Below are 21199 nucleotides of genomic sequence, written 5' to 3' on the forward strand. Positions count from 1 at the left end.
TCTTGACCTAGCACTCGGTACGACCGACGCCGTTCCATGACCGAGCCACCTCATTGAGTAGCCCTGCGCTCACACTGCGGAACCGAGTTGCTGTTCGGCGTAGTCCTCAGAAGCACACCGTGAATCGTATCAGTGAATGAGAAAGCAGCCATCGAGTCACTGTATGCGTTCGCGTAATCTTTTCCGAGCGCGCCAATGGTCCGATACAGGTCGATCTTCATGCGGGCTTCGCCAAAGGATCCGAACTCTGGAAGGAACGGTAATGACTGCGCCCATGGCATGTTCCCGAACCGCGCCAGCGAATGTAGGGGAACTTCTGCCTCAATCATTGGTGCGTAGACCTGCGGAAGTCGTGGTGCAACTCCCGATAGGTCGGGGATGATAACGACGACGTGCGGTTCCTCGTCAAGCGAACAAAGCTGGAAGTCAAGCGCGGACGCAGTGTGCGAATCACGCATCCAGGGAGCGGAATCTGTGACATCAGAAGGTCGATCGGCGGCGAAGGCAATGCGCACAGTATCCGGGATCATTTGCGGCTCAGGTCGCGCCACTTCGGTTGTGGCCAGGATGAACGGCAGGTGGTACACGTTCGCATATCCGAGCCGGCTAAGGTTGTCGCGGAGCTCCTCATTCGCCACCACGAGAGCCGAATACGTCTCGGCTTTCCGTGCGACCCGCCGAGATAATGTCGACGAGTTATCGAGCATCGCGATTACCGGCAAGTCCCCAGCATGACGAACGAGATAGTCGTCGCCAACTGCGATGATGGCATCAACTTTCGTACCGCTCAGCACAGCCCGAACGTCAAGAACCCCGGAAAAATGTCCTAGGACATCGTCTGTGATCCGGTCCGCGTAAGAGAACGGGTTGACGTCGACGACTTGGTGCCCGCTGCTATGCAATGCGCGCTTGATCCGTGAAAGGACTGACTGCTCGTTGGTCCACCCTTTCCCGATTAAGGCAAACGACCTTTGCGGAACACTTGCCGATGATCCGCGGACATTGAGGGCCGCGCGACCATGGTCCACCGTGCTTGACTCGAATGAGCAATCTGCGGCATGGGAAGAACCCTTGCCTGCGAATGCTACCGACCTATCGGTAATCGACCATCGTCTCCAGCTGAATTCCGAGACGAGCTCGAGAAGGAACGCCGCCCTGCTTTCAGCCGTGAAAGATTCCTCAAACAGCTGACTTGCCTGGTTCGAAGCGTGGGCCCAGTCACTGTCGTCAAATTCCTGGGACAATCGCACAGCGGCCCGCGAAGTCTCAGCATGCATGACGCCGGGAAGCATCCTTTTGGTGTAGGGCGATTGGTCTCTACTCATCACTGGCAACCCAATCGCCAGATATTGAATCAGCCGACTTGGCATCGGAAACTCACGCACAGCGCGGGTGGCGACCGATTCGAACTTCGTTCCTGCATATGAACTCAGCCTCTGTGAAAAGCTCAGCCCGAATCGGCACTTCCCTGCAATTGCTCTCAGTTCACCCTCGCGAGTTAAAATTCCGAGGTGATTCACCGTTTCGCGGGCATCAGGAGGTTTTCCGAAAACTGCCGCTCGAGATCCTAATTCGCGTAGATAATCAACTCGGTCTCTGCGAAATCGATCATGAAGATTTCCGTAGAACAGCCAGTCGTAAGATGGCTCGAACGCGAAGTCTGCTCGGGGATGTTCGATCTGGTCAGTCCAGAAAGGAAACTCGACACCGTTACCTAGGCCGAGCGCCTCACTGTAGATACGAAGATTGTCCGGCCCTCCCGTGTGGAGAACCAAATCGTAGTGCGGGGCGACCGTTGCATAAACTGTTGAGAAATACACCGGGTCGTCCGAGAACCATGTGATCGTCATCCCGGCAACCGCTTTCACGCGCTGAAGAAGCGGGAGTGGGACACTAGCGGGCCGGAAGGCCAAGAAGACGTCGCAACCTTCTCTTTCGAGTAATTCGACCTCTGACCTGCAGACTTCGTACTGCTCTGCGCTCATAGGAAAGTCCGTAAGGTGGGAGAACTTCCCTGTCATATGGACTTCATGTCCGTGAGCTCGAAGAGCGCGAGCGAGCGAACGCTGCACGTGGTGCTCGCTGATGTCATCATGTAACCAAAATTTCATGTATTAATCACGCCACTTCATCTTGAGCATGCAAAGCGAAGCCTCATAAATCACCGACGATGCCCTCAATACGTGCCGCAACGGAAATATAATCTCTGTCCCTGTAATGGAACGGCTGCGGACCCCACTTATGGTTCTTTCCGATCCGAAGCTCACTGCTTTTACGACTGATTGAATGAGGAACGGCTGCGCTGACAATTTGACGGTAACGCGTAAAACTCTTGTTCGCGACAGTAGCTCTCAGATTGAAGTTTTCTGCCTCTGTCGGCTGCTGTGTAAATACGGCCTCGATTCGCGATTTCACAGTGGGATAGTTCGAACCCGAGTTCCTAATGTCCCTGAATCCGCGCTGCGTTCGCCTGAATGCGCGAGAGAACTTAGACGTCGCAGCGCTAAACGGATGTGAGTTTCCCTCAAGAGCGCGCGCCCATTCAAGATCGAGGAATATTGTTCTGGCGATTAATCCAGACTGATGCAAGCCGACAATTAGACGATTGAATCCTACGAGCCACCGGCGAAAATGCAGGTCGGTCCCGAAGTTGACAAGTTCGGCACCACTATTCTGGGCGTTCCGTGCCGCCCCACAGGCCTCAACTTCGATCGAGTTTGTCATAGATGAGCCGTCGGGCCACATCCAGAATCCACGTCGTTCGTCCACCAGATCGATCAACAAAGCATCGATCCCTGTCGCGCATCCGAGTAAGCGCTCGAGTCCATCGCCATTCAGGTCGCCTTCAACCATTCTCCTCTGAAACTCCGAGTTCAATCCTTGGACAATGCTGTCGGCTGTACCATGCGGAGCGTCCAGACTGACTACCGACTGGCGTGCTACATATACATTTACATTTGATTCATTAACGAACTCGGCTGTATCCCGACTCACGCAACTTCCAAATATCGCGATGTTCATTCGGCGGTATTTCTGCTGGAATCATCTAATGATCCGTGATATCTGCCTTGTGGAACCCTCAAACGTGGACGATTTCTACTTGCGGCTGCGATTGCTGAGTCTCTGATATCAGCGGGCCGAAGAATGATCGGTCGAGAGCCTGGACGATATCGCACCGGGTTCGCCGTCGACATCGTGCCAGCGGCGACCTGGTCGAAGGCTGGTTTGGGCAACGCAGGAGTCCTGACCGGCGCTTGTTCCAGTTCCTCAGAGCCGGGCTCAAAGCCAGTGGGCGGGGCTTCCGATGTTCTCGATCCAAGATCGTCAGAACGAATCTGTTCGGCGGTCATACGCTTAGACAATCTGTACTCACGCCGCTTGCGATTTGGTCGAAGACGGGTGGCGTGCCGTGGAGCTGCCACTGCCTCTACGTCAGGATCCAGCACGTTGATTTCGTCGAACTGTGCCGTCCTGACGACGTCAGCGAGAAGCTTGTCGGCAACGGAAGACTTGTTCTTCGCAACGTTCCAAGCCCACCATCGGTACTTCTCTGCCACCGATTCAGCAGGTCCGTCCATAATGAGTTCGCCCCTGTGCATCCATACCGCTCGTGAACACATCTCTTGAATGACCTTTGCCGCATGGTTGACGAGGAAGACTGTCCCCGCGTCGTCTAGCATATCGTTCATTGCGCTCGAGCTTCGCTCGGCAAATGTCGCATCGCCGGTGGACAGAGCCTCGTCAATGAGCAGTATTCGAGGTCGCGCTGCAAGCGCAATTGCAAAACGCAACCGCGAGGACATCCCGGAGGAGTAGGTTTCCATCGGGCGGTGAATCGCTGAGCCCAACGCGGACAGCTCGACGACGAACTGGTAAGCGGCATCCAGTTGGTTGGGAGCGAGACCCATGGCCAAGCATCCCAGGCGAACATTCTCGCTCCCGGAAAGTGTCTGCTGAAGAGACGCATGGACTCCGAGAAGGACCGGCTGATATCGAGCTAGTATCCGGCCTCGATCAGGTTGTTCGACCCCGGCGAGAGTGCGTAGAAACGTTGACTTGCCTGAACCGTTCGCGCCGACGACTCCGATCATCTCACCCTCGTTGGCGACGATGCTGACCCCCCGCAAGGCTCGCACTGTTGTCCTGCCCTGTCGACCAAGGAGGCGATCACCGATACGTTGCAGCCCACTCGACCTGAACGACGGGTCGTTCGTTCCCACCGTATATCTCACCTGCACATTCTCAGCGACTACGGTGGGGACGCCCCTCTCACGCGCGTCCATACTTCTCCTCCCCCTGCCAGAAGAATACAAAGCCGACAACAAGGAGACCAATCGACCAACCGATTGCTATCAGCCAGAGATGCATGGGCGTATCCACACCGTAGAGCAGAGAGTTACGCGCGATTGTGAGAAAGGCATACATGGGATTGAACTGCATGATCGAGAGCACTGTGGGGAAAGCCGCGAGACGATCATCGATTGAGAAGAACACACCTGAGCCATAGAGCCAGAATCTGCTTAAAACGCTTGCGACATTGGTTAGATCAGGGACAGCGTGTCCAAGCCGTGCGAGCAGACATGCCAATCCAATGTTGAATGCTGTCTGCAGCACGACCACAGGAATGATCAGGACCACTCTCCATGTGACCACCTCCAGTGGGGGGATGATCGCCAAGAGAACAACCATGACCGCAAGCGACGGAATGAAGTCGAGTAGATTCCGCACGACTGTCGAGATCGGAACCGCGACGCGAGGGAATTGGAACGCGCGAATCATCGATGAACCGGCGCGAACTGAGGCGATTCCTCGCGTCATTGTTCGGGAGGTGTACTGGAAGAAGAACACTCCGATGACGAGGAAGCCAATGAAATTGTCGACTCCTCGCGAGGTTCCAAGTACTAGACCGAAGATCGCATAGAAAGCAAGCACGGACAGAATCGGATTGAGAAAGAGCCAGGCGTATCCTAGGATATTTGACCTAGTGGAACCGCTGGCTTTGGCCCTGGAGTCGGCAATGATGAAGTGGCGCCGTTCCCAGAGCCTTTTCAGGTAGACGTCGAACCGGGTGCGGCGACCAACCGGAGTTAGGCCGTCGAGCTTGACTGACGGGATCGTCGTTAGCCCCAATGGGTTCTTCATGCTGTCCTTCACTGTGGCACCTGTGCGAGCAAATTACTGTAGAGGTTACTGTAGCGAGACCCAACCGTCTTCCACCGTCGGTTCTCCAGCACATGAGTGCGCCCGGCGGCACCCATCGCTCTTCTCAACTGCTCATTCCCGGCGATCCCCATCAATTCTAGCGCTAGGCTCTCCGGATCCTCTGCAGGAACCACGACTCCTGCGTTGCAAGGGACCAGCTCCCGCAGTGCAGGGAGATCTGAGAATATGATCGGCCGCCCGAGACCCATCGCTTCAATAGGCTTGATCGGTGTCACTAGCCTGCACACCGGTTCGTTCTTCCGCGGCACGACGATGGCATCGAGGGCCAATTGGTACTCGATCGCAGAGGTCTGTGACACGCGACCTGTGAACACGGCGCTGTCCCCGAGCACAGCGGCCCGTTCGCGCAGGGTGGGAAGCGCGACACCGTCTCCGGCGATGAGGAGCCGGAGGTCGACTCCCTGGTTCCGAGCGATGGCCACTGCCTCGACGAGGTCGTCGAGACCTTCGTATCCGACGATCGAGGCTGCCGTTCCGACCCAGATGCCGTCTGTGGGCAGTCCGAGTTCGGCTCTCACCTCTGCGGGGGACCGTGTGACGTCGGCGCCGACCACGGTCTCCGAAACCGAGTTGGGGATCAGAGTGATCGTGTCCGCGGGAACGCCATTGGCGATGAGATGCTCACGCATGGTCTCTCCCAATGTGATGACGGCATCGGCGGCGCGGGCGACCTCGATCTCCTTCTCTCGCATCATGGCGAAGCGCTGGCTGGCGCGTCGGGCCGCGCGCGCCGCGTCTCCGCCGCCAGCTGCTGCCCAGGTCTCTTCGAGAACTCCCCTGACTTCGTAGACCCAGGGAATGCCCATGGCGCGCGCTGCGGCGCCGGTGGCCAGCCCGTTGACGTAATGCGTGGTGGTGTGCAGGACTTCGACTCCGCGCTCGGAGACTTGTCCGGCGATCCAGCTCGCCTGCTCGCTCAGCCGCGCAGTGGGTGTGTCCGTCGGCAGCAGCGGAACGTGGCGAAGATAGTCGACTCCGTCCACAGACTCGACGGGAGTCGGACTGAGCCGGCCGATCGTCATCGGGTACGACGGACGGGTCGCGGCCACGACGGAATGACCGGCATCACGCAGGGTCCTGAGAATGAGGTGGCTCCGGTAGGCATAGCCCGAGCGTGTGTGCGGCAGGGAATTCGTCAGTACGTGCAGCGACGTCGGGAGCGCGGAGCCATGGCCGTTCAGGCTGCGGTCCGGCAGCGCACCACTTGGCACCTCCGGCCACCAACCGGGCTCAAGGGACTGCTTCTCCGCGACGAGACGCCGGCGCCGGCCGCCCTTGGACAGTGCTGAGATCGCATCATCGATGTGACCATCGCTCCAGAGGATGCGTGAGCGCAGTGACGAGCCGTTGGCGATGCGATCCGCTATCCGCGCCGCCGGCTCAAGCTGTCCGAGGTTGAGCGCGATCTCGCCGAGGAGACGCGAAGGTCGCGCCTCTTCGTACTCGCAGACGAGTTCGCGGGCGTGAGACTCCTGCCCGAGCAGCCATGCCGCCGCTGTGCGCGACGCAGGACCGGGCAGACGATTGAGCAGTCGGCCGACCGTTCGCGATGCCGAGGAGGGCAGACGCCGGGCGAGCTGCATGCCGAAGAACACCCTGTCCTCACGGACATGAGCCGTGGTTGTGGCGATCGCATTGACGATCTGGCGGCCGAGAAAGAGCGGATTCACAGACACACATCCTCCAGCAGAGCCTCGTAGGCACGGCCCATGACCTCGACCGAGGCGTGGTCGATCGCCCACTGGCGTGCCCGGTGGCTCGGTTCGACGACGGAGGTGGAGAAGAGCCGCATCGCCTCGGCGATCGACGCAACGTCACCAGGATGTGCGACGGCTCCGGCACCGTTGACCGTTATGATCTCCGCAGCCTCGCCGGCGACGATGCCGAGCACGGGGACGCCGCGCACCATGAGCGAATAGAGCTTCGACGGCACGGTGCGCGTATGTGCGGGAACGTCGCCGAGGCTGACGAGGCCGGCGTCCGCCCACTCCCAGTGCGCTGCCAGTTCGGTGCCCGTCGTCTGCGGGAAGAAGTCCACCGGGGCACCGAGCTCCTCAGCGAGTGCGACGAGGGCGGGCTTGTCCGCGCCGTCTCCGACGATCCGCAGGCGGACGCCGGGCACCAGTACCGAGGCGCGGATGGCAGATCCCAGATCCTGTGACCGGCCGACGGTGCCGACGTAGAGGAGATTCACGCGCTCGCGGCCCTGCAGCGGTTCGACGATGTCAAATGAGCCGGAGTCGATCTCCGCACGGCTCACCCCGCTGCGCACCACTGTCGCGTTGATCCCCCGCTCACGCAGACGACGGGCGAAGCTCTCGGTGGTCACGACGACGGCTGCGGCGCGGCGCTGTGCGCGAGTGAGGTATCCGGGCAGCACGGAGTCTTCGAGTCTCCCGGTCAGCGTCGTCGGGAGGAACCGTCCCGTCGCATTGGTCACCAGGGAAAGTTCGTGGATGAGATCCGGCCACGCATCGCGCACCTCGGCGATATGGGGCACGCGGAGAAGTCGGGACACGAAGTCCCCCGCCAGCAGCGTCGGCAGCGCCGGTGTCGTCGAGATGATGACGTCAGGGCGATGTGCTCCGGCCATGGTGCGCAGCGAAGCGCTGATCGCCCCGGTCGCGGCAACCGACTGGTCGAGCAGCTGCCGGGCCATCGATGTTCCACTGTGGAGATAGGGCACGCGGATGATCCGTTCACCGAATTCACCGGTGTCCCAGCTGCCGCCCAGACGGGCTCGGACACGGGTTCGCCGGTGCCCGACCGACGACCCGAAGAATTCGTCACGCCGGGTGTAGGGGTAGTGAGGGTGTGGGGCGGCGACGACGATCTCATGGCCTCTTGCGGTGAGATGACCGACCATGGTGCCCCATCGACGCTGCGGCGCTCCGACCTCCGGCCAGTAGTAGTGCGAGAGCAGGAGGATTCTCATGCCGGCACCGCCCGCACCAAATCGCGGCGTCGCAGCCACAGCGGAACGAGTGCGTAGAGCGCGAGGAGTCCCACCCAGAACACGTGGGCCGGATAGGTCGACGCCGTGTTCCCGGAGATGAGAGTCGGAACGGCGAGCACACAGGCCAGCACGGTGAGCGCGGCGTGGAAGAGCGACACCGTCCCGTGGGACCAGCCCGCCTGCTGAATCCTTTGATAGATGTGCTTCCGATGGGCCAGAAGGATGTTCTCTCCCTGGAACAGCCGCCACACGATCGTGGAACCGACGTCGAAGAGCACGAAGACGAGTGGAGCGATGACGACGACGATGGGCACGCCCGAGACGAAGAGCCACACGGCGAGAGCGAAGACTGCGGCTCCGATCCCGTAGCTTCCGGTGTCGCCGAGGAATGCTCGCGCCTTCCCGACGTTGAAGGGCAGGAAGCCGCATGCGGACCCGGTCAGCGCCAGGGCGAGGATCATGACGTCGTCCTGTCCGGTCCAGGAAGCGACGAAGGCGTACCAGGCCCCGGTGACGATCGCCCAACCGGTGACGTAGCCGTTGAGCCCGTCGACGAAGTTCACCGCATTGACGAGGGTCACTCCGATGACGGCGAAGACGATCACTTGAGAGATTCCGTGCTCTGAGACCAGGGCGATGCAGCCGCTGAACACGAGGGCCAGCGCCACTTGTCCGATGAGACGTGCCACTGGCTGGAGAGAATCGAGATCGTCGCTCATTCCGATGACCGAATAGCACCAGGTGAGGACGAGAAAGCCCACCGACATGAGGATGCCGCCGAGACCGAAGGCACCGTTCTCAAAAATGTTCCAGACGGTGGCGACGATTGTGGCAACGGTGACGCCGCTACCTATGGCAACCCCTCCTCCACGCACGGTCACCTCCGCATGGGAGGACCGATGCGATGGCACGTCGACTATACCTTCTCGTTTGAGCAGCGGGAACACCGCGATTGCGGTGCCAACCGTCGTTGCTGCCGCAATGATGAGGACAGCAACGGAAAGCACAATCATCCGCGCGCGTCCCCCGAACCGGGGATCTCGTCGGAAGCAGAAAGTGCGGCGATGCCTGTCAGTGGGGAGGCCGACAGGGGCAGAGAGCGAGAGATTGTGTCATCCGATGGAAGCTCTCGGTCTGCGAGGACGCTCACAAGCTCAATAGCCAACTCTGTTCGACGGCCGTATGCAGTGGTATCGCGAGCGGAAGCGACTAAGGCGCGCAGGGCCGGGATATCGACAGGCTCGATCTTGACCTGGGTAATTAGTGGATGTACCGGGCGATTGTCACCTTCGCCCGGAGAGAGCAAAGCTTCTGCAAGCTTCTCGCCCGGACGTAGACCTGTGTAGACGATGCGCGCATCGGAACGGCCGCTGAGCGCGATAACTCGTCGGGCCAAATCATCGATCTTAATGGGAACTCCCATGTCGAGGACCAATGTCTCGCCTGGTTCTCCGATTGCCGCCGCCTGCAGTACCAACTCACAGGCTTCGTCGGCAGTCATGAAGTATCTGGTGACCTCGGGATCAGTCACCGTGACCGGATCGCCAGCGGCGACCTGAGCTACAAACGTCTCGAGCACGGATCCTCGTGAACCGAGGACGTTCCCAAAGCGGACAGACATGTAGCGACGACCAGACTCTGCGGCGACCGTCGCAACAGCGCGTTCGATCGAGAATTTCGTACGGCCAAGCACGGACATCGCGTTCGCCGCTTTATCGGTCGAAATGTGAATAAACGACTCAACATTATTCGTGATCGCCGCGTTGAGCAGGTCCAAGCTCGCCCCGACATTCGTGCGGATAGCCTCTTCGGGAAAACGCTCGAGGAACGTTAGATGCTTGAGCGCGGCCGCGTGGAAGATGATGTCGGGTTTGACCTTAGCCACAAGTGAATCGATGAACGCCTGGTCGCGCAGATCCCCGAGCACAAGATCGTCGCTGGTGAGGAGCGCCGACCCTTCAAGACCGAGCTGGGTTGCGTGCAAACCAGATTCATCCCGGTCGGTCATCACTAACCGTTCAGGTGTAAATCTCGCAACCTGTCGACAAAGCTGAGAGCCGATCGATCCACCGGCTCCGGTCACGAGGACAACGCGTCCAGTGATGGCCGATGAGATCTCTTCGACATTGGTCGAAATCGGCTTCCGTCCGATGAGGTCTTCAAGACTGACGTCGCGGAAACTCCTGGAACGGAGGTCCGACACGGCTAGGGATTGCAATTCTTGGCGGCCGAGATCTGATTCAGCCAGCGTGGGCAGAAGCTTGATCTTCACAGGACGTTCATCGAGGCTGGATGCAATTCGCTGAAGATGCTCCGGAGGAAGGTCCGCGATGGCGATGATGACTACGGTTGCCCCGGTCCTGTCTACCTGTTCTGCGACGTCGGAGATTTGGCCGAGCACCCGGATTCCGTTGTATCGGAGGTGACGTTTGTGCGGATCGTCGTCGAGGAGCCCGGCAGCAGAATACTCACTATTGCGATCCTCAGCGATCATGTCCAACGCCCGCATGCCCTGAGTCCCCGCACCGATAATCAATGCCAACTTGGATGACCTCGACCCGGACCGTGATCTCTGTCTATAGTTCCGTCGGACCCAGTTCTCCAAGCTCTTGACCACTAGCATCATCGCACCTGCTGCGATGGGCACGCTCGTGGGAATGAGAAGGTGGGAGACAAACGCGAATTCGGCGACCCACATCAGACCCACGGCAAGAGCTGTTGTACCGGCGATCGCGGCGAACTGGTCGGGCGATCCATCGTGATATCGACCACGGTAGATGGCAAGGGGCCCGCAGAAGAGGAATACGACGATCCCGATCCCCGCGCAAACGAGCATGCCCATCAGACTCAACCGGGTGACCTGAAAGTCGAATCGAAACAGCATCATCGCGCAAACGACAATTGCGAAGATCAGTCCGTCTGCCAATGACCGGACGAGAGCTACGAGGTCTTTGGCGAAACGTGTGCGCGAGGCTCCCGGGCCAGTCCTGCTTCCCACAATCCTCATCTCACTCAGCCCATGCAGCTGTACCCATTAACTCCTCCAACAGACCGAAGTGCCCACGGAGCGCTGGTCAGCGCCGATCAACTCCACGATTGTACTATTGATCCCGGCAGGCCGATATTTACCTCGCTCATGCCGAGGCCCATACGCCTCAGCTCGAATGCCGACAGGTAACGACTAGGGCATTTTGACATCATTATGTTCAATCGATCGGTTTCAGGGTGAGAGGTTCGCGCTGGGGTCAGATCGCACCTGCAACCACGAAGCGTCAACTGCCTCGGAAAGGACTACTACTTTGAGCGCGACGCTACTGCGCACTTTCAGGACTGCTCTTTGGCACCTGCGCCAGGGAGGCCTGTCCCAAGTACGAACATGGCAGCGCAGGCGCAACATCCAACAAGCCAGTACCGATGCTTCCCCAACAATCCCCTCGGCGCGCCTTCAGTCCTCCTCGCTGACCGACTTGTTCCCTCCCCTGCCGACCTCTGCTCGACAGCCAGTCTTTGAGCACGTGCGTGTCGGAGTGATCCTCGACGAGTTTTCGATGGAGAGCTTCGGTTACGAGTGGGAGCTGGTGGCACTGAAGCGCGGCACGTGGAGCCGCCAGCTGGACGATCTCGACTTCGTCTTCCTCGAATCGGCGTGGAACGGCAATCAGGGGGAATGGCAATACCAGCTGACCGGGACATCTGGTATCAAGCCCGACGCAGTCGCGCTGTTGGAGGAGTGCAAACGTAGAGGTTTACCCGTGGTGTTCTGGAACAAAGAGGATCCACCGCACTTCAACGACTTCCTCCCGCTTGCACGACTATGCGATGTCATTTTCACGAGCGACGTGCGACTAGTTCCAAAATATCAAATGGAGCTCGGACACGGGCGTGTCGATGTGTTACCGTTCGCGGCGCAGCCCGCAATACACTCACCCACGAGACCCTCCAAAAACTTCGCTGCTCGCGACATCGCGTTTGCCGGCATGTACTTCGCTCACAAGTTTCCAGAACGACGCAAACAGATGGACTTGCTCCTTGGTGCCGCAGCCAAAGTCTCAGGGCGCATGGCGCACGGGCTCGAGATCTTCTCTCGATTCCTCGGTAACGATGAGCGGTACCAATTTCCTGGAGAATTGGCTGACCATGTCGTAGGGTCTCTTCCGTATCGAAACCTCCTAACCGCATACAAACACTACAAAGTCTTCCTCAACGTCAACTCGGTCATTGATTCTCCAAGCATGTGTGCCCGGAGAATCTTCGAGATCACAGCAACCGGCACCCCGGTCGTCACAACGCCGAGTGCTGCCACAAAAGTATTCTTCCCGCCAGACGAAGTTCCACAACCAGCGACGGAAGAGGACGCCGAGTGGACGCTTAGAGCCCTAGTCAGAAGCCGTGAGCTCAGAGACCGCACTGTTCACAAGGCGCAACGACGAATCTGGAGGGAACATACATACAGCCATCGGGCCATGACTGTGATGGACTCTCTGGACATTCAATATGCAGACCCATCAGATGCTTCCGTATCGGCAATCGTTTCGACCAACCGCCCCAAACTCGTGGCAACGATTCTCGAAACTCACTCGCAACAAGCTTCGGTTGCCAAGCAACTCGTACTCGTCGCTCACGGGTTTACCTTGCCCGCGGACATCGCCGCTCGCGCCAAGGATGCGGGAATCGACGAACTCGAGATCGTTCATGTCGACGCCGATGAATCGTTAGGGACGTGCTTAAACCTTGGTATCGCGGCGGCCGATGGGGATGTCGTCGCTAAAATGGACGATGACGACATCTACGGGCAGAACTATCTGGCGGATCAGTTGGCCGCTCTGCGATATTCGGGAGCGGAGCTGGTCGGTAAGCAAGCCCACTACCTGTACCTGAAGAACCGCAATATCGTCATGTGCCGTTTTCCCGACCGTGAGCATCGTTTCACCGACCTCGTCATGGGACCGACTCTCCTCGGTCGTCGAGAGCTATTCCTTGAATACCCATTCGCTGAACGAACAGTCGGTGAGGATACAGACCTCTTACGTCGACTGGTGGCGGCAGGAATTCAAATCTACTCTGCAGACCGGTTCAATTTTGTCCAAGTCAGAACTGATCATGCGCACACTTGGTCAGTACACGACAACCTGTTGCTCGCCAATAGCGAAGTTCACTCGTTCGGGTTCGCGCCAGACCACTATCTCTTTTGAGGCCCTGTGCCACGAACTCGGATACGGAAGGGCTATTTCTCGAGAAGCTTCTTGACGATGGCAACACTCCGCCCTGCAGACAATCCATCGCCGTAAGGGTTCACTGCGTTCGCCATTTCTCGGTAGGCACCTTCGTTGTCGAGTAATGCTGACACTTCGGCAACAATTCTGTCTCTTGCCGTGCCTATCAACTTGACTGTTCCTGCGTCAACCGCCTCCGGCCGCTCCGTATTCTCGCGCAGCACAAGGACGGGCTTTCCCAGGCTAGGCGCCTCTTCCTGGATTCCGCCTGAGTCAGTGAGAACAATATCTGATCGAGCGATGAGGTGAGAGAACTCGCCGTATTCAACAGGCTCAATCGAAATGACATTGTCGAGATCCTCAATCTGGGGTGCAATCGACGCCCTGACCTTGGGATTCTTATGTGCTGGCCAGACGATGACAAGGTCGGTATATCGCAGAGCTAGCTGCCTCATGGCCTGTCCGATATTGACCATGTTCTCACCAAGATTCTCGCGGCGATGTGTTGTCACCAGGAGTATTCTCTTTTTCTCGGTATCGATGTCGATAAGTTCGGGAATCGAGCCAACGGATGGATGAGATACAGCCCAGTGAAGAGCGTCGATGACAGTATTCCCAATGACGTGGATGTTCTCGTCCTGCACCCCATCGGCGAGTAGATTCGCTCGAGAAACTTCTGTCGGCGCCAGATGGACCCGAGCAATCTGCGATACTATCTTGCGGTTCGCCTCTTCTGGGAACGGTGAGCTTATGTCCCCGCTGCGAAGACCCGCTTCGAGATGCACTACGGGGATTTCTCGATTGAAAGCGGCGACTGCCGCGCCCATCACAGTCGTGGTGTCACCTTGCACAATGACAGCGTCGGGACGCTGAGCTTCAAGCACTTCGTCGATCTTCTTAATCACTGTACTGGCAATACCATTGAGTGTCTGACCATGCGCCATCAGGTTAAGATCAATATTGGGTGTGATCTTGAACACTTCATTGACTTGATCGAGCATCTCTCGATGCTGCGCAGTAACAACGACAATCGGCGTCAGATCCGGATCGTCTTCCAAAGCCTTGATCACAGGCGCAACCTTGATAGCCTCCGGCCTAGTACCGTACACGACCATAACCGTGGGTTTCGCTGCCGCTTCGGCACCGTTCATAGGAACTCCTTCATCCGGACGTTGCGTACGTCGTCAATTAGCTGATGGCGTTGAGCTTACTTGAGCCTGGTTCAGCACCTTCCAAGGCGTTTCCTGACCATGGAGGAAACTCGGTACTCCCCGCGAGAATATATCATTGCTAAAGTCATTTCCGCGCGACACATGCTCGTTCCTTTCAGGGTCACCCAATGAGCACGGAACAGGTTGCTATAGTTAAGCCTGAATCCGGTCGCATCGTCATCCTCTGGTCTGACGATGACGTTCTCAGTCAGAAGCGTGCGACGGATGGAGGCACCTGGCGAGCGGCCCGGTGGGAAATTTACTTCGTTTTGACAGCTTGGAGCCACCGTTCATGAATGCGCCCAACTACGGCATTCGCCCCTCCGTCGCCGTCATCGGTCTCGGCTACATTGGCCTGCCGACTGCAGCGATCTTGGCCAGCACAGGCGCGGATGTCGTCGGTGTCGACATCAATCGGAACAATGTCGATGTCATCAACGCGGGCAACATTCCGTTCGTCGAGCCCGATATGGCGACCACCGTGGCCGGCGTCGTCTCGCAGGGATTCCTCCGGGCAACGACCGAGACGCCCCACGCTGATAACTACATCGTCGCGGTACCGACGCCGTTCACCGACGGGCACAAGCCGGATCTGTCCTACATCGAGACTGCGGGCAAGCAGATCGCGCCGCTCCTCGAAGGCAACGAGCTCATCATCCTCGAGTCGACGTCACCTCCCGGTGCCACCGAGTTCCTCGCCGACACGATCCTCGCCGCGCGTCCTGATCTCACTCTCAAGCCGGGGACCTCGCAGTCGGTGTACTTCGCGCACTGCCCCGAACGCGTGCTTCCCGGTCGCATCATGATCGAGCTGCGGACGAACGACCGCATCGTCGGGACGCTCAACGGCAACGCCGGCGAACGTGCCCGCGACCTCTACCAGCTCTTCTGTGAGGGCGAGTTCCTCATGACCGATGCCTGCACGGCTGAGCTGTCCAAGCTCACCGAGAACGCCTACCGCGACGTCAACATCGCGTTCGCCAACGAACTGTCGATGATCGCCGACAACCTCGACATCAATGTCTGGGAGCTCATCGACCTCGCTAACCATCACCCGCGCGTCAACATCCTCCAGCCGGGTCCCGGCGTCGGCGGCCACTGCATCGCCGTCGACCCGTGGTTCATCGTCGCAACCGCCCCCGAGCACTCGTCACTCATCAAGACCGCGCGCGAGGTCAACGACTCGAAGCCGCAGTTCGTCCTCGACAAGCTCCTCCCCCAGGCGAAGCGGATCTCGGACGTGAAGATCGCGGCACTCGGACTCGCCTTCAAGCCGAACATCGACGACCTGCGCGAGAGCCCCGCCCGGCAGATCGTCAACCAGCTCTCCGACGAGCTGCCGGACGCGACGATCATGGCAGTCGAGCCGAACATCGACGAACTGCCCTCTGACCTCTCGGCACGTGCGAACGTCACCCTCACCGAACTCAACGAGGCAGTGAAGGAAGCAGACATCGTGCTCCTGCTCGTCGACCACAACGAGTTCGCCCGCATCGATCGCACTCTGCTCGCGCAGAAGATCGTCCACGACACCCGCGGGGTCTGGAACTGACACTGGTGAGAGACAGCGGAGGCCGCCCGGTTCAGCCGGGCGGCCTCCGCTGTTTGAGCATTCAGAGTTCTGCTCTGAACGCGGCAGTGCCTACTTGAACGACTCGTACTCGTTGACGACGTCGTCGGTGGGGCCGTCGGCGCGCAGGACGCCCTTCTCGATCCAGATCGTGCGGTTGCACGTGTCGCGAATCGATCGCATCGAGTGCGACACGAGGAACACCGTTCCCGCGTTCTCACGGATCTCACGGATCCGGCCTTCGCTACGCTGCTGGAACTTCTTGTCACCCACGGCAAGCGCCTCGTCGACGATGAGGATCTCATGCTGGACAGCCGTGGCGATCGCGAACTTCAGCCTCTGCGACATCCCTGAGGAGTACGTGCGCATGGGCATATCGATGAAGTCACCGAGGCCGGTGAAATCGACGATGTCGTCGAACTTCTCCTCGACCTGCGACCGAGACAGACCCAGCGCCAGACCACCGAGGATGATGTTGCGGGCACCGGAGAGATCCGGGATGAGCGCGGCACCGACTCCGAGGAGATTCGGCCTCGCGCTCGCATAGACCGCGCCCTCCGAGGTCGGGGTGAGACCGGTGATCGCCCGCATGAGCGTCGACTTGCCGGAGCCGTTGCTGCCGATGACGCCGATCGACTCATTCGCGTGCGCGATGAAGCTCACGCCCTTGAGCGCATGCACCTCGCGCAGTCCGCGGGTCTTCTGCAGCAGCCCACCACCGGCGCCGAGCTTGAGCCGCTTGCCCGTGGCGAGCGTCTTGTACCGAACGTGGACGTTATCGGCGATGACGACGGGCGGGGTCGTTTCGGTCACCTCGGCGGGGACCTTCTCTGTTTCACTCATCGCGACCATACCTTTCCTCTGCCAGCCAGAAGAAGACGAAGCCGAAGGCGAAGATCGCGAACGCCCAGATCGCGAAGTAGCCGAAGTACTCATACGGGATCTCGTAGCCGTTCATGAGGATGCCGCGACTGATCGAGAGCACCTCGTTGAGCGGGTGCCAGTCGGCGAAGGGCTGCAGCGACGGATAGGTCTTCGCGATCATCTCATTGAGGGAGAAGAAGACACCGGACGTGTAGAAGATCATCCGCGAGATGAACGGCGTGACCTGACTGAGGTCCCTGAAGTGGACGGTGATGCGCGCGAAGATGAACGCAATTCCCTGGCAGAAGATCCAGAAGAGGATGATGAGCGGGATGAAGAGCAGCCACTCCCACGACGGTCTGGCCCCATAGATCACCGCGAGAATGATCATCAGCGCCATCGTCGGCATGAAGTTGAGCAGGTTCTGCATGACCGTCGCGATCGGCAGCACGATGCGCGGGAACGGCAGGGATTGGACGAGCGAGGCGTTCGAGATGATCGACTTCGCACCGCCGTTCATCGACGAGTTGAAGAACTCGAGCATGAAGACGCCGATGACGACGAACGGCACGAAGTCGTCCGGTCGCATTCCAGCGCCTCCGAGGATGACGCCGAAGATCACGCCGTAGATGATCGCCGAGAACGTCGGTCGCAGCACGACCCAGAGCATGCCGAGGCGGTTGCGTTCGTTCTCACTCTGAATGCGATACCGGGCGAGCGTGAGCGTGAAGTCGCTTCGCTTCCACAGCTGCTTGAGGTACGCAGGGAGCGACGGACGCCCACCCACTCTGTCGAGTCCATGCTCGGCAGCAAGCTTGGCCATGTCCATGTAGGTGAAGATTCTCTCGTCGGAAACTGGGACGGAACACAGGAAGTCTACGCGATGACCCCTGCTGGAACTCACAAGCGACTGTGAGCCTTGAAGTCGAATTCGGGGTCCTCGAGCTGCGCTCTCGTCGGCATCGGCCGATCAGCGCCGAGCACCCGCCGAGCTGCCGCCTGCATGGGCGGCCAGTTGAGCGTCTCGACCCCGATGAGCGCAGCCTCCGGCTCGGGCCCGGCGAAGTGGAACACCTGGAACTTCGTTCCGCTCGGGTCGCTGCGCTGCACCGTGTCCTGTGCATCAGGGCTGGTCAGACCGGCAGTGAAGACCTTCTCCGGGCCCTGGAAGCTCCAGTGCCAGGGAACGTCGGACCACGGTGCGGGCTGACTGGGAGCGGGGCCGTCGGCACTCGGCGTGAGGTCGTCGTCTTCGCCGAGGATGTGCTCGGCCAGGTACTTCCCGTGACTCTCCGCGACCGGTTCGCACGCCCACGGGTGATCGATCGCGAACCGTCCGCCGGTGATGTGGGCACAATCACCTGCCGCCCATACGCCCGGGTAGGCCGTCGCGAGGTGTTCATCGACGTCCCAGGCGAACGTCGGCACCTCACCCGGGGCCGGGCCTTCCGGGTCGGCGGAATGCTCGTCCGTCGTCGGCAGCGCCCCGTTGATGGGGATGCGCACGGGCCGGGCGCCCACGCTCGTGACGAAGAGCGTGTGCTCACCGGCCGGGATGTCCGCGTTGTCGGTGTGGTCGGTGACGAAGCGGACTCCCGCGGCCTTGTGCTTCTCGAACAGCGCAAGTCGCACCGGCGCCGAGAGCTGCCGTCGCAGCGGCTCGTCCCCGCGCAGGTACACCGTCGCCTCATGTCCGGCGGCGACCGCGGCGGTCGCGACCTCCATCCCGAGGTACCCCGAACCGAGGACACCGACGTTGAGAGGGTCGGTCGCCTCGGCGACGAAATCGCGGATCCACTCCGCCTCGCCGAGGTTGTAGACCGGCAGCGCGTCCGGGTACCCGGGGATCTCCGGGCGGTTGGCCTCCATCCCCGTCGCGAGGATGCAGTGCGTGAAGTCGAGCGTCTCCCCCGACCCAAGGTGGACGGTGCCGGCGAGGCGCTCGGAACCGGGCTGGAAGAGGGCTTCCGGCTGGGACTCAGGACTAGCCTCGGCGAGGGTGATCGAAACGGCCCGGTCGCGGACGAACGTGATGAGCTCACTGTCCTCGAGATGATAGGGAAGGTGGTAGCGCGAATCGTCGAAGAGGTGCTTGGACAGGGGCGGACGCTCGTACGTGTCCCCGGCCTCCGGATCGATGAGGGTGACGGGCTGGCCGCGCTGGCTCAGCTCCCTGGCAGCGGTGGTTCCGGCGAGGCCGGCACCGATGATGACGATCTGTTTGCCCATGGTCCCCATGCTAGTCGGGGTCCGGGAGCTGTTTCCTCACCCGACGAGCAGGCGGGGCAGCGGGGATATCAGCCGCATTGTCAGGGATGCTTGGCGGGGCAGGCCACGGCTGTGGAGAGGCACCGAGGGGCGGCCCGCACGGCTCGATCAAGCGGGAGCGCGGATAGCGGGCGGTGCACGCGCCGCTATCCGCGCTGCCGCTTGATCGAGAGCCGGGGATCGGGGAATCGACTCTCAGGGATGGGTTCGGGTTCGGGAGTCGGGGATTGGGGAATCGACGGTCGGGGATGGTTCCGGGGTCGAGGGGAGGGGATGGGTCCGGGGTCGAGGGGGCGCGGGGCGGGGGCTGCGTTCCGCCCCCGCCCCGCATCGCCGGGGCGTGCCCGGCTCCTACCGCTGAGTCGTGTCCGCCTCCTCCTCGGCCAGCGCTGCGTTGTGCCGGCGCGCGACGAGCACAGCGGCCGGCGGGTTGTCGCCGGTCCAGGCGGTCGCCCCGCGGATCCCGAGCTTCGTCGGATCGAAGACGGGGTCGAGGCCCATCCTCTTCTGCGCCGTGTAGTCGCGCAGCACCTTCGCCACGAGGGGGGCGAGGAAGACGAGGCAGATCATGTTGATCCAGCCCAGCGAGCCGTACCCGATGTCGCCGATGCCCCAGATGAGATCGGCCGGGGCGATCGCAGAGACGAAGGCGATGACGATCATGACGCCCTGGATGAGGCGCTTGACCACGCCCAGACGCTTCCCGTCGAAGAGGTAGGCCGCCGCCGAGGTGGCGATGTAGTTGAACGCGATGAGCGTCGTGAACGCGAAGAGGAAGAGCGCGAGCGCGACGAAGACCGGACCGAACCCGGGGAAGACCGAGTCGAGGGCGATCTGCGTATTCTCGGTGCCCGGCTCGAGACCGGGGAGGTGTTCGACGAGCGTGCGCCCCGCCTCGGTGATGACGTTGTAGCTGTCGGTCATGAGGATCATCACCCCCGTCGCCGTGCACACGAGGACCGTATCGACGTAGATCGAGAACGCCTGGACGATCCCCTGCTTCGCCGGGTGGGACACGGACGCCGCCGCCGAGGCGTAGGTGCCCTCACCGACGCCGGCGACGTTGGAGAACACGGCACGGCGCACACCCCATGCGATCGCCGCGCCGATGATCCCGCCGAAGACCTCGTTGACGCCGAAGGCCGAGGAGAAGACGAGCGCGAGGACGGCCGGGACCTGGTCGAGGTTGACGCAGATGACGACGATCGCGAGCAGGATGTAGCCGGCGGCCATGAACGGCACCGCCTTGTCCGCGACCGCGGTGATCCGCTTCGTCCCGCCGATGACGATGATGCCGAAGAGGGCGGCGACGATGAGTCCGGTCACCCACTCCGGCGCCCCGAACGCGACATTGGCGCTGTTGGCGATGTTGAACGTCTGCACCCCGGGCGCGAGCACCGCGTAGAGGATCATCGTCGCGACCGCGGCGATGACGGCCAGCCACTTCTGGCCCAGCCCCTTCTCGATGTAATAGGGGATGCCGCCGCGGTACTCGCCGTCGACCTTGCGCTTGAACACCTGCGCGAGCGTCGACTCCGCGAACGCCGTCGCCCCGCCGAGGATGCCCATGACGATCATCCAGAACAGGGCTCCGGGTCCGGCGACGGCGATGGCTGTGGCGACGCCGGCGATGTTGCCGACGCCGACGCGGCTCGAGAGGGTGAGCGCGAGCGCCTGGAAGCTCGAGATCCCTCCGTCCTCCCCGCCCGAGCTCTCCTTGAGGATCGTCACGAGATCGGGAAGCCTGCGGATCTGCACGGCGCCGGTCCAGATCGTGTAGAGCAGTCCGAGACCGAGGGCCATATAGGCCATGGGGTTCCAGATTCCTGTGTTGATGGTGCCGATGAGCTCAAGCAGCTCGTCCATTTGTCGACTCCTTTGTGACATGGACCTC

General features: G+C 60.5%; 15 protein-coding genes. 2 read left to right on the forward strand and 13 right to left on the reverse strand.

The window, feature by feature from the left end:
* Window positions 1-50 precede the first annotated feature (50 nt).
* From ACFQ91_RS13490 to ACFQ91_RS13525, 8 genes are all read right to left on the reverse strand, one after another.
* Window positions 51-1985: a hypothetical protein gene (locus ACFQ91_RS13490; RefSeq protein ID WP_137824764.1), complete on the reverse strand. Its 1935-nt coding sequence runs from the start codon at window positions 1983-1985 to the stop codon at window positions 51-53.
* Window positions 1986-2154: 169 nt separating this feature from the next.
* Window positions 2155-3021 carry a DUF6270 domain-containing protein gene (locus ACFQ91_RS13495; protein ID WP_249356666.1) on the reverse strand — a complete coding sequence of 289 codons (867 nt, stop codon included), beginning with the start codon at window positions 3019-3021 and terminating at the stop codon, window positions 2155-2157.
* Window positions 3018-4283, reverse strand: a complete 1266-nt coding sequence (locus tag ACFQ91_RS13500; protein WP_137824762.1) for an ABC transporter ATP-binding protein — start codon at window positions 4281-4283, stop codon at window positions 3018-3020. The genes ACFQ91_RS13495 and ACFQ91_RS13500 overlap by 4 nt, the downstream gene beginning before the upstream one ends.
* Window positions 4270-5142 (reverse strand): ABC transporter permease, encoded by an 873-nt coding sequence (locus ACFQ91_RS13505; RefSeq protein ID WP_137824761.1) that lies wholly within the window; start codon window positions 5140-5142, stop codon window positions 4270-4272. The genes ACFQ91_RS13500 and ACFQ91_RS13505 overlap by 14 nt, the downstream gene beginning before the upstream one ends.
* Window positions 5143-5150: 8 nt before the next feature.
* Window positions 5151-6899: a glycosyltransferase family 4 protein gene (locus tag ACFQ91_RS13510; protein WP_376904160.1), complete on the reverse strand. Its 1749-nt coding sequence runs from the start codon at window positions 6897-6899 to the stop codon at window positions 5151-5153.
* Window positions 6890-8158 carry a glycosyltransferase family 4 protein gene (locus ACFQ91_RS13515; protein WP_171006984.1) on the reverse strand — a complete coding sequence of 423 codons (1269 nt, stop codon included), beginning with the start codon at window positions 8156-8158 and terminating at the stop codon, window positions 6890-6892. The genes ACFQ91_RS13510 and ACFQ91_RS13515 overlap by 10 nt, the downstream gene beginning before the upstream one ends.
* Complete coding sequence (locus tag ACFQ91_RS13520; protein WP_376870174.1) at window positions 8155-9060, reverse strand: hypothetical protein; 906 nt, start codon at window positions 9058-9060, stop codon at window positions 8155-8157. The genes ACFQ91_RS13515 and ACFQ91_RS13520 overlap by 4 nt, the downstream gene beginning before the upstream one ends.
* A gap of 128 nt (window positions 9061-9188) precedes the next feature.
* Complete coding sequence (locus ACFQ91_RS13525; RefSeq protein ID WP_171006982.1) at window positions 9189-11105, reverse strand: polysaccharide biosynthesis protein; 1917 nt, start codon at window positions 11103-11105, stop codon at window positions 9189-9191.
* 373 nt (window positions 11106-11478) lie between these two features.
* Here ACFQ91_RS13525 and ACFQ91_RS13530 point away from each other — a divergent pair, with 373 nt between their 5' ends.
* Window positions 11479-13371: a glycosyltransferase gene (locus ACFQ91_RS13530; RefSeq protein WP_137824756.1), complete on the forward strand. Its 1893-nt coding sequence runs from the start codon at window positions 11479-11481 to the stop codon at window positions 13369-13371.
* Between the two features lie 32 nt (window positions 13372-13403).
* Here the strand turns inward: ACFQ91_RS13530 and wecB are convergent, their stop codons facing one another.
* Window positions 13404-14543 (reverse strand): non-hydrolyzing UDP-N-acetylglucosamine 2-epimerase, encoded by a 1140-nt coding sequence (gene wecB, locus ACFQ91_RS13535; protein WP_249356664.1) that lies wholly within the window; start codon window positions 14541-14543, stop codon window positions 13404-13406.
* A gap of 352 nt (window positions 14544-14895) precedes the next feature.
* Between wecB and wecC the strand changes: the two genes are divergently transcribed.
* A complete protein-coding gene (gene wecC, locus ACFQ91_RS13540; protein WP_137824755.1) occupies window positions 14896-16155 on the forward strand; it encodes a UDP-N-acetyl-D-mannosamine dehydrogenase in 1260 nt (419 codons plus the stop codon).
* Between the two features lie 90 nt (window positions 16156-16245).
* Here the strand turns inward: wecC and ACFQ91_RS13545 are convergent, their stop codons facing one another.
* The 4 genes from ACFQ91_RS13545 to ACFQ91_RS13560 all read right to left on the reverse strand — a co-directional run bounded on the left by ACFQ91_RS13545 (window position 16246) and on the right by ACFQ91_RS13560 (window position 21171).
* Window positions 16246-17016, reverse strand: coding sequence for an ABC transporter ATP-binding protein (locus ACFQ91_RS13545; protein WP_137824754.1), 771 nt, complete (start codon window positions 17014-17016; stop codon window positions 16246-16248).
* Window positions 17009-17866, reverse strand: a complete 858-nt coding sequence (locus tag ACFQ91_RS13550; RefSeq protein WP_137824753.1) for an ABC transporter permease — start codon at window positions 17864-17866, stop codon at window positions 17009-17011. Before ACFQ91_RS13550 ends, ACFQ91_RS13545 begins: the two co-directional genes overlap by 8 nt.
* A gap of 71 nt (window positions 17867-17937) precedes the next feature.
* Window positions 17938-19266 carry an FAD-dependent oxidoreductase gene (locus tag ACFQ91_RS13555; RefSeq protein WP_137824752.1) on the reverse strand — a complete coding sequence of 443 codons (1329 nt, stop codon included), beginning with the start codon at window positions 19264-19266 and terminating at the stop codon, window positions 17938-17940.
* A 390-nt stretch (window positions 19267-19656) separates the two neighbouring features.
* Window positions 19657-21171 (reverse strand): sodium:alanine symporter family protein, encoded by a 1515-nt coding sequence (locus ACFQ91_RS13560; protein ID WP_137827054.1) that lies wholly within the window; start codon window positions 21169-21171, stop codon window positions 19657-19659.
* Window positions 21172-21199 lie beyond the last annotated feature (28 nt).

It is taken from the genome of Brevibacterium sp. NPDC056726, from assembly GCF_042790515.1.
Lineage (GTDB): Bacteria > Actinomycetota > Actinomycetes > Actinomycetales > Brevibacteriaceae > Brevibacterium > Brevibacterium sanguinis.

Coding starts and splice junctions, on each gene's coding strand:
- ACFQ91_RS13560 (WP_137827054.1), bottom strand. CDS start 21,171: ATGGACGAGCTGCTTGAGCTCATCGGCACCATCAACACAGGAATCTGG.
- ACFQ91_RS13555 (WP_137824752.1), bottom strand. CDS start 19,266: ATGGGCAAACAGATCGTCATCATCGGTGCCGGCCTCGCCGGAACCACC.
- wecB (WP_249356664.1), bottom strand. CDS start 14,543: ATGAACGGTGCCGAAGCGGCAGCGAAACCCACGGTTATGGTCGTGTAC.
- ACFQ91_RS13500 (WP_137824762.1), bottom strand. CDS start 4,283: ATGGACGCGCGTGAGAGGGGCGTCCCCACCGTAGTCGCTGAGAATGTG.
- ACFQ91_RS13505 (WP_137824761.1), bottom strand. CDS start 5,142: ATGAAGAACCCATTGGGGCTAACGACGATCCCGTCAGTCAAGCTCGAC.
- wecC (WP_137824755.1), top strand. CDS start 14,896: ATGAATGCGCCCAACTACGGCATTCGCCCCTCCGTCGCCGTCATCGGT.
- ACFQ91_RS13545 (WP_137824754.1), bottom strand. CDS start 17,016: ATGAGTGAAACAGAGAAGGTCCCCGCCGAGGTGACCGAAACGACCCCG.
- ACFQ91_RS13550 (WP_137824753.1), bottom strand. CDS start 17,866: ATGGACATGGCCAAGCTTGCTGCCGAGCATGGACTCGACAGAGTGGGT.
- ACFQ91_RS13495 (WP_249356666.1), bottom strand. CDS start 3,021: ATGAACATCGCGATATTTGGAAGTTGCGTGAGTCGGGATACAGCCGAG.
- ACFQ91_RS13515 (WP_171006984.1), bottom strand. CDS start 8,158: ATGAGAATCCTCCTGCTCTCGCACTACTACTGGCCGGAGGTCGGAGCG.
- ACFQ91_RS13490 (WP_137824764.1), bottom strand. CDS start 1,985: ATGAGCGCAGAGCAGTACGAAGTCTGCAGGTCAGAGGTCGAATTACTC.